3 protein-coding genes are annotated in these 16,939 nt (G+C 68.0%); all 3 read left to right on the forward strand.

Features of this window, described 5'->3' with window-relative positions:
- The first annotated feature begins 68 nt into the window (after nucleotides 1–68).
- Nucleotides 69–14,180 (forward strand): amino acid adenylation domain-containing protein, encoded by a 14,112-nt coding sequence (locus ACQPXH_RS11110; RefSeq protein ID WP_433602218.1) that lies wholly within the window; start codon nucleotides 69–71, stop codon nucleotides 14,178–14,180.
- 10 nt (nucleotides 14,181–14,190) lie between these two features.
- Nucleotides 14,191–15,120 carry an aldo/keto reductase gene (locus ACQPXH_RS11115; RefSeq protein WP_433602219.1) on the forward strand — a complete coding sequence of 310 codons (930 nt, stop codon included), beginning with the start codon at nucleotides 14,191–14,193 and terminating at the stop codon, nucleotides 15,118–15,120.
- Nucleotides 15,121–15,383: 263 nt separating this feature from the next.
- Nucleotides 15,384–16,748 (forward strand): wax ester/triacylglycerol synthase domain-containing protein, encoded by a 1,365-nt coding sequence (locus ACQPXH_RS11120; protein ID WP_433602220.1) that lies wholly within the window; start codon nucleotides 15,384–15,386, stop codon nucleotides 16,746–16,748.
- The last annotated feature ends 191 nt before the right edge of the window (nucleotides 16,749–16,939 follow it).

The following is a 16,939-nucleotide window of genomic DNA, read 5'->3' on the forward strand; positions in this document are numbered from 1 at the left end:
GGTATAGCGGTCCGGCAGTGAAGTACGTGCGTTCCATTATGCGGGTGCGGTCTTTAGGCGCGCAATAGGTGAGAGGTGTAGTACCGGAAATGGCAAGGGATCGTCGTTCCGCACGTGGTAGTCGTCGCCGAGTCGGTCTACTCTTCGGAAATTTGCTCGCGGCCGCTGTGGAGTCCGCCGCCGATGCCGTCGCCATCCGGTTCAACCCTTCGGGCGATCCGTCCGATGACAGACAGCTGACCTACCGCGAACTCGACGAGGCGTCGTCGCGGTTGGCGCGCGAACTCATCGAACACGGCGTTGGCGCGGGCGATGTGGTGGCGATCGGTATCGCGCGCAGCATCGAATCGGTGCTCGCCGTGTGGGCGATCGCGAAGACCGGCGCCGCATACGTGCCCGTGGATCCCGGATATCCGTCCGACCGGATCGCGCACATCATCGCCGATTCCGGCGCCGTCCTCGGGTTGACCACCACGGCCCACCGCTCGGTGCTCGGCACGAGTGTGGACTGGATCGAACTCGACGACCCGGCGCACGCCGGCCGCATCGCCGAACGCCCGGCCCATCCGATCTCCTACGCCGACCGGGTCCGTCGGCTGGACGAGCGGCACCCCGCCTACGTCATCTACACCTCCGGATCGACCGGACGGCCCAAGGGCGTCGTGGTCTCGCACAGCGGCCTGGCCGGACTGGTCGCCGCGCAGCGCGAGCAGTACGCGGTGACCGGGGAGTCACGGGTCCTGCATGTCTGCTCGCCCAACTTCGACGTTTCGGTGCTCGAACTCCTGCTGGCATTCTCCGCCGGTGCGACCTTGGTGATCGCGCCGCCTTCGGTGTTCGGTGGAGCCGAACTCGCGGATCTGCTGCGGCGCGAGCGCGTCAGCCACATGCTCATCACCCCGGCCGCCCTGGAATCGGTGGATCCGGACGGTCTGGACGAGCTGCGGGTCGTGGTGGTGGCCGGTGACAAGTTCGGCACCGAGCTGGTCGGCCGCTGGGCGGGCGAGCGCGCGTTCCACAACGGCTACGGCCCCACCGAGGCGACGATTCTCGCCACCGGCACCCCGCCGCTGGTGCCGGGCGAGCCCATCACGATCGGCACGGCCATTGCCGGTGTCGGTGCGTTCGTCCTGGACGCGCGCTTGCGTCCGGTGCCCGCCGGGGTGATCGGCGAACTGTACCTGTCGGGTCCCGCGCTGGCACAGGGGTATCTCGGGCGGCCGGGGCTGACCTCGGAACGGTTCGTGGCCAGCCCGTTCGGCGCCGATATAGGCAACCCGGGCGCCCGGCTGTATCGGACCGGAGATCTGGTGCGGCGCACCGAAGACAGTGGTGTCATCGAGTACCTGGGTCGCTCCGACTTCCAGGTGAAGATTCGCGGCTTCCGCATCGAGCTCGGCGAGATCGACAACGCGCTCACCGGCCACCCCGATATCGACTTCGCGGCGACCCTCGGCAAGACGCTGCCGTCGGGTGCGACCGCGCTGGTGGCCTATGTGCTGCCGAGGATCGGGGCCGTCGTGGACACCGATGCGCTCGCCGAATTCCTCGGAGAGTCGCTGCCCGCGTACATGATTCCGGCAGCCTTCGTGGTGCTGGACGAGATTCCGCTGACCCCGGTCGGCAAGCTCGACCGTGCGGTACTGCCCGAGCCGGTCTTCGCCCCGCGCGCATTCCGTGCCGCAGAGACGCCGCTCGAGGAAATCATCGCCGAGGTATTCGCCGGGTTGCTCGGTGTCGAGCGCGTCGGCCGGGACGACTCGTTCTTCGCATTGGGTGGCGATTCGATCCTGTCGATCCAGCTGGTCTCGCGGGCGAAGGCGCGCGGGGTCGTATTCACCGCCGCGGAGGTGTTCGAACACCGCACGGTCGAGGCATTGGCCGAGATCGCCAGATCGGCCGATGCGGTGGAGCAGCAGCGGCTGGCTGAGCTGCCCGGCGGCGGGGTTGGTGAGCTGCCGTTGCTGCCGATCATGACGGCGATGCTGCCGAGCGACTCGTCGTATAAGCGGTTCTCGCAGACGATGGCGCTGCGGCTGCCCGACGGCATCGATCGGGAGACCCTGGTCGCGACCATCGGCGCGGTCTTCGATCACCACGACATGCTGCGCGCTCGGTTGCGTGAAGCCACCCCGGATACCGCCCGGACCTTCGAGGTCTTGGCGCGCGGCGCGGTGGACGTCGACGCGCTGGTGCATCGGGTCGAGGTGCCCGCCGATATCGACGATGCCGAGTTGTCGCGGCGGGCGAGTGTCGAATACGACGCCGCGCTCGGCCGGCTCGATCCGGCGAACGCCGTGATGGTGCGGTTCGTCTGGTTCGCTTTCCCGCAGGGCGGTCGCCGTCGTGACGTCTTGCTGGTCGTCGCGCACCACATCGTGGTCGACGGGGTGTCCTGGCGGATTCTGATTCCGGACCTGGCGATGGCCTGGTCGCAGCTCGCGGCGGGGCAGCAGGTGGCGTTGCCCGCCAACGGAACCTCGATGCGGCGCTGGGCACACGCCCTGCGCGATGCGGCGCAGGATCCGGCGCGGCTTGCGGAACTGCCTTTCTGGCAACAGGTTTCGGGCACCGAAGACCCGCTGTTCGGTGCGCGTGCGTTCGATCCGGCGGTGGACACCTTCGGCACCGTCGATCGCGTCGAGGTGACGTTGCCCGTCGAGGTGACCGATGCGCTGCTGACCGCGATACCGGGCCGGTATCGCGGTGGTGTCAACGACGGCCTGCTCTCGGCGCTGGCGCTGGCGGTGAGCAAGTGGCGTGGCGAAAGCGCGGGCGGCACCGCGCTGATCAAGCTGGAAGGCCATGGCCGCGAAGAGGAGATCGTCTCCGGCGCGGATCTGTCCAGGACCGTCGGCTGGTTCACCAGTGCGTACCCGGTCCGGCTCGATCTCGGAGGCGCGGACCTCGCCGAGGCGTTCGCGGGCGGAAAAGCTCTGGGCGACATCGTGAAATCGGTGAAGGAGCAGCTGCTCGCGGTCCCCGACAAGGGACTCGGCTACGGCCTGCTGCGCTACCTGAACCCCGAGACCGCCGGACAACTGGGCACCGCCGCCGAACTGGGCGGTGCCGCACAGATCAGCTTCAACTACTTGGGTCGGATGTCGACGGGAGAGATTCCGGCGCAGCTCGGTGCGTTGGGTTGGGTGCCGGTCGCGGATCTGGGGCAGCTGGATGCCGAGATGGATCCGGATATGCCCGCGAACGGCGTGATCGACATCAATGCGATCGTCACCGACGGTGCGGACGGACCACAGCTGGGTGCGTCGCTCGCCTTCCCGCGCGGGTTGTTGTCGCGGGAGCGGGTGCAGGACTTCGCCGACCTGTGGGTCGCGGCGCTGCACGCACTGGCCGAGCACGCGCGGCATCCGGATGCCGGTGGGCTGACGCCGTCGGATCTGCCGTTGGTCGCGGTCGGTCAGTCGGATATCGAAGTGTGGGAACGGAATTACCCGGCGCTGTCGGACGTGTGGCCGCTCTCGCCGTTGCAGTCCGGTCTGCTGTTCCACGCGCAGCTCGCCGAGTCGAGTATCGACGTCTACACCTCGCAGGCGACGGTCGACCTGGGCGGTGACGTGGACGCCGAGCGACTGCGGGCGGCGGCTCAGGCCATCCTTGACCGCTATCCGAATCTGCGGACCGCATTCGTCGCCGGCGCCGACGGCCGGGCCGTGCAGGTTGTCCTGGATAGGGTCGAAGTGCCTTGGCGGGCAGTGGATCTGACGCATCTGCCCGAATCGGAGCGGTTGGCCGAACTGCGACGACAGGTGGCCGCGGAGCGGGAGACCGGCTTCGATATGTCGGCCGCGCCGCTGATGCGGTTCACCCTGTATCGCACGGATCAGTGGCATCTGGTGATCACCACCCACCACATCCTGCTCGACGGCTGGTCGATGCCGTTGCTGATGCGAGATGTGCTGGTGCTCTACGCGACTCGGGGCGATCGGTCCGCGCTGCCGCGGGTGCCCTCCTATCGCACCTTCCTGAGCTGGCTGGCCGGCCGGGATCGGGAGGCGTCGCTGCGGGCGTGGGAACAGGCGCTGTCCGGTGTGGCGGAGCCGACGCTGCTGGCCCCGCAATCGCGGACGATCGCAGGCCACGGCAGCGGCAAGGTGGTCACCGAGATCGACACCGAGCGCACCCGCCGGATCACCGAGCTGGCCGCCGAACTCGGCGTCACCGTGAACACCGTGCTGCAGGCGGCATTGGGCATCCTGCTCGGGCGGTTCACCGGTCGCGACGACGTGGTGTTCGGCACCACGGTGTCCGGCCGTCCGGCCGAGTTGTCCGGCGTCGAGTCGATGGTCGGTTTGTTCATCAACACGCTGCCGGTGCGCGTGCGGGTCGACGGCAGGCTCGCGGTCGGCGAGTTCCTGCAGTCGCTGCAGCGCGAGCAGGCCGGTCTGCTCGACCACCACTATGTGGGACTCACCGACATCCAGCGGATCGCCGGTGCCGGAGCGCAATTCGACACCCTGCTGGTCTTCGAGTCCTACCCGATCGACCGCGAGGCGATCGCCGCCGCCGATTCCATCGACGGCATGTCGGTGACCGCCGTCGGCATGGAGGACGGCGCGCACTACCCGCTGACGCTGGTGGCGATCGCGGCGTCGACAATCGAGCTGACGTGGCGGTATGCCGGTGGCGGGTTCACCGCCGATGAGGTGGGAACCCTTGCCGCGCGGCTGATCCGGGTGCTCGACGCGCTGGTCGGCGACCCCGCGGCCCTGGTCGGCGATATCGACATCATGCTGACCGACGCCGAGCGGGATCGCATCCTGCTGGAGTGGAACGATACCGGTCATGCGGTCGAACCCGAGCTGCTGCTGGACGGCTACCGGCGCGCGGTATCGGCGCATCCGGATCGGGTCGCGGTGGCCTACGAGGGCGCCGAGCTCACCTACGGGGAACTCGACGAACGGGTGAATCGCCTTGCCCGCCTGCTGATCTCGCACGGCGTCGGCGCGGAATCGCTGGTCGGCCTCGCGGTCCGACGCTCGCTGGATCTGGTCGTCGGCATGTACGCGGTCCTCACCGCGGGTGGTGCGTACGTGCCCGTGGACCCGGATCATCCGGCCGACCGCGTCGAGCACGTGCTGACCGCGGCGCGGCCGGCGTGCGTGCTCACCACGACCGCGGACGCCGTGCCGGTGCCGGACGGAATTCCGTTGCTGTACATCGACACCGCCGATCTGGACGGATTCGCCGGTACCCCGCCGGCGGCCGGGGAGCTGCTGCGGCCGGTGCGCCCGGAGAGTCTGGCGTATGTGCTGTTTACCTCCGGCTCCACCGGACGGCCCAAGGGTGTCGCGGTCTCGCACCGGGCGATCGGCAATCATCTGGCCTGGATGCAGTCCCGCTATCCGCTGCATGCCGACGATGTGTACCTGCAGAAGGCCGCCTTCACGTTCGACGCATCGATGTGGGGCTACTTCATTCCGCTGCGGCTCGGCGCCAAGCTGCTGATGGCCACGCCCGACGGTCATCGCGACGCTACCTATATCGCCGAAACCATTGCGGCGCAGCAGGTTACCGTCACCGACTTCGTGCCGTCGATGCTCGCGGTGTTCGCCGCTCATACGCCCGCCGGGACGCTTCCGACGCTGCGCCACATCATTGTCGGCGGCGAGCTGCTGCCCGCGGAAACCGTGGCCGCGGTGCGCGCGGTCTGCGACGCGTCGGTGCTCAACGTGTACGGTCCGACCGAGACCGCGGTCGCCGTCACCACCTGGCTCGCGACCGTCGACGATCAGGGTGGCCTGCCGATCGGATCGCCGGTCTGGAACAGCCGACTGTATGTACTGGATTCCCGTCTGCGGCCGGTGCCCGGCGGTGTCACCGGTGAGCTCTACATCGCCGGTGATCAGCTGGCCCGCAGCTATCTGGGGCGCGCGGATCTGACCGCCGAACGGTTCGTCGCCGACCCGTTCGGAACCGGCGAGCGAATGTACCGGACCGGCGACCTGGTGGCTTGGAGCGCGCCGAGTGTTCTGAAATACCTGGGCCGCACCGACTTCCAGGTGAAACTGCGCGGACAGCGCATCGAACTCGGCGATATCGAGGCGGCGCTGCTGGCGCAGCCGTCGGTGAACCAGGCGGCCGTCCTGGTGGTGCCGACCGAACTCGGCGACCAGCTGGTGGCCTACGCGGTCCCGGTGCCCGGCGCACACCTCGAGGTGGAGCCGCTGCGTGCCGCGCTGGCGGGCACCCTGCCCCAGTACATGGTTCCGGCCACGGTCGTGGAGCTTGCCGAGTTCCCGCTCAGTACCGCGGGCAAGCTGGACCGCAAGGCGCTGCCGCGGCCGACTCTGGCCGGCCGGGAATTCCGCGCTCCGTCCACTCCGCTCGAGGAGATCGTGGCCGGTGTGTTCGCCGAGGTGCTCGGTGTGGATCGGGTGGGTGCCGACGACGACTTCTTCACCCTGGGCGGCAACTCACTGGTCGCCACCCAGGTCGTAGCCCGGCTGAGTGCGGCGTTGGGCGCGCGGGTGCCGGTGCGCACGCTGTTCGACGCACCGGTGGTCGCCGACCTGGCGGCGCGTATCGTGCCGGATTCCGAGCACGCGGATCGGCCGCCGTTGACACGGGCCGTGCGACCGGCCCGCATCCCGCTGTCGCTGGCACAGCATCGGATGTGGGTGCTCAACCAGGTCGACATCGAATCCCCGTCCTACAACCTGCCGTTCGCCATCCGGCTCACGGGCACCCTGGACGTGCCCGCACTGCGCGCGGCCGTCGCGGATGTCCTGGAGCGGCACGAGGCGCTGCGCACACGGTTCCCGGTCGACGGCCCGGACGCGACGCCGCGCCAGGAGATCCTGTCGGTGGCCGAAACGCTGCCGAACGGACTGGAGGTCGAGACGACCGCCGATCCGGACCGGGTCGCGGCACTGTTGTCCGCCGGATTCGATGTCACCGAACATCCGCCCGTGCGCATCCGATTGTTCTCCGATCCGGCGCGCGATGAGCATCTGCTCGTCCTCGTCACGCATCACATTTCGGCGGACGGCGTCTCGCTGGCACCGCTGGCGCGGGATCTGGCGACCGCCTACCTCGCGCGTACCGCGGGGATCGCTCCGGGTTGGGCTCCGCTGCCGGTGCAGTACGCCGATTTCGCGCTCTGGCAGCGCGAAGTCATCGGCACCGAAGACGACGAGAACTCCATTGCCGCACAGCAATTGGCTTACTGGCGGCGACAGCTGGCCGGTGTGAGCGAAACCGCGCGGCTGCCGCTGGACCGCGCGCGTCCGGCGCAGGCATCGATGCGCGGTGCGGCGACCGAAATCGCCGTGCCGGCCCGAGTGCACGCCGGGCTGGCCGACCTTGCGCGTCAGCACAATTCGTCGCTGTTCATGGTCGTGCACGCCGCGCTGGCCGCGCTGCTCGCGCGGCTGTCCGGTGGCTCGGACATCGCGATCGGCACGCCGATCGCGGGTCGCGGTTCGGCCGAACTGGACGATCTGGTCGGCATGTTCGTCAATACGCTGACCCTGCGCACCGATGTCGATCGCGATGCCCCGTTCGCGGCATTCGTCCAGCAGGTCCGCGAAACCGACCTGTCCGCCTTCGCCAATGCGGAGATCCCGTTCGAGCGGGTGGTCGAGGAGGTGCTGCCCGCCCGTGCCGTCTCGGCCAATCCGCTGTTCCAGGTGATGCTGTCGTTCCAGAACATCGAGCAGCCGACACTGGAGCTGCCCGGTCTGACGGTTTCGGCCGTCGATACCGGCGAGATCGTCGCGAAATTCGACCTGCAGGTGATCGTCGAGGCGCGCCGGCACGACGATGGCACGCCGGACGAGCTGGTCATCGGTTTCGCCTATGCGACAGACCTTTTCGAGGAAGCCACCATCGTGGTGCTCGGCCGCCGATTCGAGCGGATCCTCGGCGCGGTCGCCGCCGACGCGCAGGTGATCGTCGGTGCCATCGACATCCTCGACGAGGCCGAACGGGACCGGGCGCTCGCCGCGCCCGTCCGGACTGCCGAACCGGTCCTGGCCGAAGAGGTCACGCTGCTGCCGCAGCTGTTGGCCGATGCGGTCGACACCAATCCGGACGGTGTCGCGGTGATCTTCGCCGATGCCACCGAGCAGCTGGCCGAATGGGAGTACGTCGACCTCGACGAGCGCTCGAGCAGGCTGGCTCGACTGCTGATCGATCGTGGCGTCGGCCCGGAGGATCTGGTGGCGATCGGCATTCCGCGCTCGGCGGAGTCCGTGCTCGCGGTGTGGGCGATCGCCAAGACCGGTGCCGGATTCGTCCCGGTGGATCCCAACTATCCCGCCGAGCGAGTCCGGCACATGATCGCCGATTCGCATGCGGTACTGGGACTTACGATCACCGAGATCGGCGCCGACCTGCCCGATGAGGTGCAGTGGCTGACCATCGACGCCGACGAGATCGATCAGCGGCTCGACGACTACAGCGCCGATCCGGTGACGGACGCGGATCGGTTGCGGCCGTTGCGCGCCACACATCCGGCCTATGTCATCTACACCTCCGGATCGACCGGTAAGCCCAAGGGCGTGGTCGTCACGCAGGCCGGTTTGTCGAGTTTCTGCGAGGAACAGCGCGAGCGCTATCGGGTGACGAGCAGTTCGCGCACACTGCATTTCGCGTCGCCGTCATTCGATGCTTCGGTGCTGGAACTGCTGCTGGCCATCGGTGGCGCCGCGACCATGGTGGTGGCCGCCCCGTCGGTCTACGGCGGCGAGGAGCTGGCCGCGCTGCTGCGCCGGGAGCGGGTGACGCATGCGTTCATCACGCCCGCGGCGCTGGCTTCGGTCGACCCGGCGGGCCTGGACAAGCTCCGTGTCGTCATCGCCGGTGGCGAGGCCTGTCCGCCGGAGCTGGTGCGGCGCTGGACGATTCCGATCGCCGGACGGCGCACCCGCGAGTTCTACAACGGGTACGGGCCGACCGAGACCACGATCATGACCAATATCAGCGCGCCGCTGGTGCCGGGGGAGACCGTCACCATCGGCGGGCCGATCCGCGCCATCACCGAATACGTATTGGACGATCGGCTCTCGCCGGTGCCGGACCGCGCCGTCGGCGAGCTCTACATTACCGGCGCACAAGTGGCCCGCGGCTACCATGAGCGCCCCGCGCTGACCGCCGCCCGGTTCGTGGCGAATCCGTTCGACCGTAACGGTGCGAGGCTGTACCGGACCGGCGATCTGGTCCGCCGGACGGTCGACGGTGCGCTGGAATATCTGGGCCGCAATGACTTCCAGGTCAAGGTCCGCGGCTTCCGCATCGAACTCGGCGAGATCGACGCCGTCCTCGCGGCGCATGAAACCGTCGACTTCGCGGTCACCATCGGACATGAAATCGCCAGCGGTGCGACCATCCTCGTCTCCTATGTGCATGCCGCCGCCGGTGCGGTGGCCGATGCCGACGAACTCACCGCATTCGCGGCGAACAGCCTGCCCGCGCATATGGTGCCGACCACCGTCATGCTGCTCGACGAGATTCCGCTGACCCCGGTCGGCAAGCTCGACCGTGCCGCCCTGCCCGCGCCGGTGCTGCACACCAGGGCATACCGCGCGCCGTCCGGGCGATGGGAAGAGCTGGTCGCGAGCGTCTTCACCGAATTGCTCGCGCCCGCGACACCGGTCGGCGCCGACGACGACTTCTTCGAATTGGGCGGCAACTCGCTGATCGCCACGCGGCTGGCGGCGCGGCTGGGCGCCGCATCCGATACCCGGGTTCCGGTGCGCCTGCTGTTCGAGGCATCGTCGGTGTCCGCGCTCGCGGCCAGGCTGAGCGAGAACGAGGCCGGAAGCGACCGTCCGGAGCTGATCGCCGGTCCGCGGCCGGAGCGGATCCCGTTGTCGGCGGCGCAGCAGGGCATGTGGTTCCTCAACCGCTTGGATACGAACTCTCTGGCCTACAACGTGCCGATGGCGGTGCGCTTGACCGGTGCCGTCGACACGCAGGCGCTGCGGGCGGCGATCGGGGATGTGGTGACCCGTCACGAGATCCTGCGTACGGTCTACCCGCCCATCGATGCGGGCCCGGTGCAGGTGATCCTGCCTGCGGCGCAGGCGATTCCGCCGATGCTGGTCCAGGCCATCGACCCGGCCGCGATCGTGGACGCGGTGGCCACCATGGTGCGGACCGCCTTCGATCTCACCGTCGAGGTGCCGGTCCGGGTCAGTCTGTTCGACCTCGGCGACGGTGCGGATGGACGCGAATACGTGCTGGCGATGGTCGTGCACCACATCGCCGGGGACGGTTCGTCGATCGGACCGCTGGCCCGCGATCTGATGACCGCGTATGTGGCGCGCAGCGCCGGACAGGCGCCGAATTGGACCCCGCTGCCGGTGCAGTACGCCGACTACGCCATCTGGCAGCGCGAACTGCTCGGTGCCGAGGATGATCCGGAATCGTTGACGGCCAAGCAGATCGGGTACTGGCAGCGGGAATTGGCCGGCTTGCCGGAACAGCTCGACCTGCCCTCGGATCGGCCGCGGCCGCTGGCGCGCTCCTTCGCCGGTGGCCAGGTGTCGGTGCGGATCGATGCCGAAACCCACAGCGCGCTGGCCGAATTGGCGCGGGCCCAGGGGGCGACCGTGTTCATGGTCGTGCACACCGCACTCGCCGTGCTGCTGGCACGGTTGTCCGGGACCAACGACATCGCCATCGGCACGCCGACCGCCGGACGCGGCGACGCCGTGCTCGACGACGTCATCGGCATGTTCATCAATACCTTGGTATTCCGAACCCGATACGACGGCGGCGCGCGTTTCACCGAACTGCTGGCGCGGCAGCGGGAAACCGATCTGCAGGCCTTCGCGAACTCGGATGTGCCGTTCGAGCGGTTGGTCAATGTGCTGAACCCGGTGCGCTCGCCATCGCGGCATCCGCTGTACCAGGTGGGGCTGTCGTTCCAGAACCTGGACCGCGTCGCACTGGAATTGCCGGGGCTGACCGTCGCGAGCCTGGATATCGGTGTCGAGGTATCGCAGTTCGATCTGCACTGGTATATCGGCGATGCTTACGACGAGGCGGGCACGCCGCTGGGTATCGGCGGCATGGTCACCTACGCCGCCGATATGTTCGATCCCGCCACCGTGCAGGGTTTCGTGGACCGGTTCGCGCGCCTGCTCACCGCCATCGCCGCCGATCCCGGTGCGGTGCTGGGCGAGATCGAGCTGACCGATGCGACCGAACGCGCCGCGCTGCTCTCGGATGCTGCCGACACCGCGCACCCGGTGTCGGCGGACTACCTGCTGACCGGCTACCGCCGTGCCGTGGCGACGACCCCGGATGCGGTGGCCGTCGTGCACGACGAGACCGCCTGGACCTATCGGGAATTCGACGAGCGCGTCAACCGCCTCGCCAGGTACCTGATCGCGCAGGGCGTCGGTCCCGAATCCGTTGTGGCGCTGGCGATACCGCGTTCGCCGCAGCTGCTCGCCGCGATGTATGCGGTGCTGACCGCGGGTGGCGCGTATCTGCCGCTGGACCTCGACCATCCGGCCGACCGGATCGGGTACATGGTGGCGACGGCCGAGCCGGTCTGCGTGCTGACCACCGACGGCAATTCGGTACCCGTCACGGGAGTTCCCGTTGTCGATATCGACTCCCTCGAGTTGTCGGAATACTCCGGTGAGCCGGTCGAGTGCGACGAGCTGCGTGCGCCGCTGCACGCCGATCATCCGGCCTACGTGCTGTTCACCTCGGGCTCGACCGGTCGGCCCAAGGGCGTCATGGTCTCGCACGGCGCGATCACCAACCAGATCGAATGGATGGTGGCGGAGTACGGGTTCGGCGCCGAGGATGTCTACCTGCAGAAGACGGCGACGACCTTCGACGTATCGCTGTGGGGTTATTTCGCCCCGCTGTGGGTGGGCGCGCGGCTGGTGCTCGCGGCACCGCATGGACAGCGCGATCCCGGCTATATCGCCGAGCTGATCGAGACCCACCAGGTCACGGTCACCGATTTCGTTCCGTCGGTACTGCAGGTCTTCCTGGCCGCTGCCCGGGTGGACCAATTGGCGTCACTGCGTGCGGTTTTCGTTATCGGTGAGGCCTTGCCGCCCAACACCGTCGCCGATTTCGCCACGCTGTCGGATGCCGGACTGCACAACCTGTACGGCCCCACCGAGGCAGCGGTCTCGGTGACGTACCGGCCCGCCTCCATCGATGACCGGCTGACGGTGCCGATCGGTGTGGCGCTGTGGAACACCCGCACCTATGTGCTGGATTCCCGGCTGCATCTGGTACCCGCCGGCGTCGTCGGCGAACTGTACTTGGCGGGCAGCCAATTGGCGCGCGGCTACCTCGGTCGTGCCGATCTGACCTCGGATCGGTTCGTCGCCGACCCGCACGGTCCGGCCGGTGCGCGGATGTACCGGACGGGTGATCTGGTGCGTCGCCGCGCCGACGGGGTGCTGGAATATCTGGGGCGCACGGACTTCCAGGCGAAGATCCGTGGTCACCGGGTCGAGCTGGGCGAGATCGAGGCCGCGCTGCTGGCCGATTCGTCCGTCGCCCAGGCTGTCGTTGTGGTGGCGAAGTCGGAGACCGGCGATCAGTTGGTCGCCTATGTGGTGGCCGTGACCGAACTCGAGGCAGATACCCTGCGCGAATCGCTGTCACACATGCTTCCGGGCTACATGGTGCCCTCGGCCATCATGGTCCTGGAATCCTTCCCGGTGAACAGCAGCGGCAAACTGGATCGGGCCGCGCTGCCGCGGCCGGTCCTGCGCGCCCGCGAGTTCGTCGCACCGGCGACCGATACCGAGCGCGCCGTCGCCGAGGTATTCGCCGAGGTGCTCGGCATCGCCAGGGCCGGAGCCGAGGACGATTTCTTCGATCTCGGCGGCACCTCGCTGCTCGCCTTCACCCTGCAGCGCGCATTGGCCACCCGGCTCGGTATCGATGTGCCGATGGCGGCGCTGTTCATCGCGCCCACCGTGCGCGGTCTGGCCACCCGTCTCGACAATCCGGACGAGCCGGCGGCCGTGGTCCCCGGCACCGACACCGCGACGATCACCACCGACGCCGTGCTCGAACCGGAGATCGATGGTGCGGGTCGCGCACCCGTTCGTGCCGAGGCGCCGCGCGACGTACTGCTCACCGGCGCAACCGGATTCGTCGGTGTGCATTTGCTGCGGGAACTGCTGTCCAGCACCGCGGCGACGGTCTGGTGCCTCGTGCGCGGCGACGATAGCGAGCGGGCCTACAAGCGGATTCGCGACGCCATGCAGCTGTACCGGATCTGGGACGATGCCTATCAGGGGCGAATCGTCGCTGTCGCAGGTGATCTGGCCGCACCCGGACTCGGGCTCGACCAGTCCGACTGGGCCCGGCTCGCCGAGCGGATCGACGTGATCTACCACAACGGAGCTCGTGTCAATCACATCGAGCCGTACGCGCGGTTGCGCGCCGCCAATGTGTCGGGCACTCGTGAGGTGCTGCGGCTGGCGACCACGGGTCGGGTCAAACCGGTGCACTTCGTCTCCACGGTCAATGCCGTGATTCCGAATGCGCCCGCACCGGATTTCATCGCCCGTGAGGATGTGCAACTGCACGTCGACGAGGTTTCCGGAAACGGCTACGTGGCAAGTAAATGGGTCGCCGAACAACTGATCCGCCAGGCTGGTGCACGTGGTGTGCCGGTGACCATATACCGTCCGGGCACCGTGTCCGGTGATCCGCGGCTCGGAGTGAACAGCGTCGACGACTCGTTCTGGAATATGATCCGGGCGGCCGCCATTCTCGGGCTCGCCCCGGAGATCGGCGACGCCACCATGTCGCTGGTGCCGGTGAACTACGTGGTGGGTGCCATCGTCGCGCTGGCGGAGCAGGCGCCGGTCGGCGCGGCCTACCACCTGGTGAACGCTCGTCCGGTGGCGATCGGCGATATCTTCGAAGCCCTGCGCAGGCACGGGATTCCGATCGAGATCGCATCGATCGAGGAGATCGCGACCAAACTGGCCCAGGAAGCGGCGGCGCGCGATGCGACCGGCGACGATTCACTGGTGCGCGCCGCCTTGGTCAGCGGCAACTACGGTGGAGCCGCGGCCGCCGTCGACGACACCGACACCCGAATCGAGTTGGCGCAGTACGGTATCCACTGCCCGCCCATCGATGCCGCGGCCCTGGACGCCTATGTCAGGTCCTTCATCGATGCGGGTTTCTTCCCCGCCCCGAGCGACGTTCAGCTGTAGAGAGGAAAGCATGACCGCCGAAGCCCAGTCCCGTCCCGCCGCTGCCTCGGGCACCTTCGCCCTCGGTGGTGACCTACCGGTCACGCGCCTGGGCTATGGCGCAATGCAGCTGACCGGTGACGGTGTGTGGGGCGACCCGAAGGATCCGGATGAGGCCGTGCGCGTACTGCGTCGTGCCGTCGAGCTCGGTATCACCCTCATCGATACCGCGGATTCCTACGGACCGTTCGTCAGCGAAACTCTCATCCGCCGGGCCCTGCACCCGTATCCGGACGACCTGGTCATCGCGACCAAGGCCGGGCTGGCCCGGACCCGTCCCGGTGAGTGGGTGCCGATCGGCCGTCCCGAATATCTGCGCCAGCAGCTGGAATTGAGCCTGCGTCATCTCGGCGTCGACCGCATCGATCTGTTCCAGCTGCACCGGATCGACCCGCAGGTGCCGCTCGCCGACCAGCTCGGCGAGCTGGCGTCGCTGCAGCAAGAGGGCAAGATCCGCCATATCGGCCTGTCCGAGGTGACCGTCGCTCAGCTCGACAAGGCCCGCAAGATCGCCGAGATCGTCTCGGTACAGAACCAGTACAACCTCGTCAATCGCAGCGCGGAGGACGTACTCGAATACGCCGAGGCCAACAACATCGCCTTCATCCCGTGGTTCCCCATGGCCACCGGCGATCTCGCGCGTCCGGGTGGTCCGCTGGACAGCCTCGTGCGCGAAGATGCCAGCCCGTCCCAACTCGCGCTCGCCTGGTTGCTGCGCCGCTCGCCGGTCATCCTGCCCATTCCCGGCACCTCCAGCGTGGCGCATCTCGAGGAGAACACCGCCGCCGCCACCATCACGCTCACCGATGACGAATTCGCCGCGCTGTCCGCGGTGAGCACCCCCGCCTCGGCCGCTGCCCGCGGTTGGCGTTCGCTGCTGCCGAAAGTCTCGCGCAGCTAGTGCCGCCTCCGGCAGCACGCCGAGCGTAGTCATATGGCGGTCGAATTCGGCATGAGAGGCCACCATTCGACTACGTTCGACGGAAACCCGGGCAGCGATGCGGCGGAAGCTATCTGGGCACGGCACCGGAGGAAGCGCTGGGTGCCGGGGTGCGGCCGGGTCCCCAGTAGTTGGATCGGTCGCCCGCGTCCGATGTGGATTCCGGCAGATGTGTTTGCCCATGGCGGATGGCATAGTGCAGCAATCGGATCGACGAGAGCAGCATGATGTACGAAGCACAGATGGTGGCCAATGACGCCGCCTACTACTACTTGGCCCGCTCGGGTCGGGTCACCGACTGGCCGATGTGGTGGGTATTCGACAACGGCGACACACCGCTGACCGCCGTCGATATCGCCGACCACTTCGGTGAGTGCGCCGAACTGCTCGAACCGCTGCGTCGTCGAATCCAGGAGGTGCCCGGCGGGCTCGGGCACCCGTTCTGGGTGGTCGACGACAGTCCGATCGACGCGCATATTGTCACTCATGATGCGGCGCAACAGGATTGGGCACAGTGTCAGGACGAGATCGGGCGCATTCTGGCGCAGCCGCTGGATGCCCGGGTCAGTGCGTGGCAGCTGCACGTATTTCCGAACGTGACCGGTATCGCGACGCCGAGCGGCGCGGGCCCCGTTGTTCTCATGCATGTCAGCCATGCGCTGATGGCGGGTCCGGCCATGACATCGCTGTCGGAAGCGTTGTTCGCCTCGGTGCCGTTGCGGATCGAGGGGCAGGGTGCGGCCACGCGACGCCCACGCCCGGTACTCGCCGCCGTGCTCGGTGCGCTGCGCTGGCCGTTGCAGGTCTTGCGTTTCAACATCCGCGTCCGGGGTGAGATGCGCCGGATCGCCCGCGAAAACGACGACAGCGGGCCGAATGTTCCACCGGTTACCTCCACCCGGCTCAATGGCCGGATCGGCACCGGACGCGCCATGCGGTCGATTCCGTTGGAACTGCGGGTCGTTCGTGCACCGGGGGTCACGGTGACGGCCTTCGGACTGACGGCGATATCACGCGCCATGCAGCGTTATCTCGAAAAGCGGGATGGCTCGTGTCCTGACGATCTCGCGGTATTGGTGACCGTCGCGGTGCCCGACGCGCCGGTGATGGGTGCCAATTACATCGGGGCCGCCGCGGTCGAGCTGGCCGCTGCGGAACCCGACCTCGCCGCTCGTGCACGGGCGGTCGACGCCACACTTCGCGTGCGCCGCGATTCGCCGTCGGGTCGCCGGGAACTCAACCGCCTCGGACTCATCGACCTGTTGCCCAGTCGCACCTACCGAACGCGATTCGGTACGCTCGCGCCCGCCGCCCCGGACGGCCCGGCCTATGCACACACCATCCTCACCAGCATTCGCTGTGAGCCGACCGCCGAATGGTCGTTGTCGGGCAAGCCGTTTCGCTTCGCGGGCATGCTGCCGCCGGTGTATCCGGAAATCGGTTTGGCGCATTCGTTCGTCGGCGCGGGTGACACCTTCACTGTATCGGTGGTGTGTGATCCGGGGATCGTCCCGGATCTGGACGACTATTGCGAGCTACTGCGGGAGTCGTGCCACGAAGTCGCGGCCGCACTCGGAGCGTCGCGGTAACGGCGGCTCATGCACGCTCCGGTTGATCCCGGACAGTGCGGCGTAAGTCCCGTTCCCAAAAATGGGAACGGGGATTGTGCGGGTGGCGATGTTGTGGCGGTACTGTTCTGCCCTGGCACCGCTGAGAATTGGACCTCGATGTGGTGCCGGAGGCGTCACGATGCGGAAAGGCGTTGGTCGCGCGGCCCTTC

It is taken from the genome of Nocardia sp. CA-135953 (assembly GCF_050955735.1).
Lineage (GTDB): Bacteria > Actinomycetota > Actinomycetes > Mycobacteriales > Mycobacteriaceae > Nocardia.

What these genes read in the sequence shown, in the direction of transcription:
- ACQPXH_RS11120 (WP_433602220.1), top strand. Translation starts at nt 15,384, where the DNA reads ATGATGTACGAAGCACAGATGGTGGCCAATGACGCCGCCTACTACTAC.
- ACQPXH_RS11115 (WP_433602219.1), top strand. Translation starts at nt 14,191, where the DNA reads ATGACCGCCGAAGCCCAGTCCCGTCCCGCCGCTGCCTCGGGCACCTTC.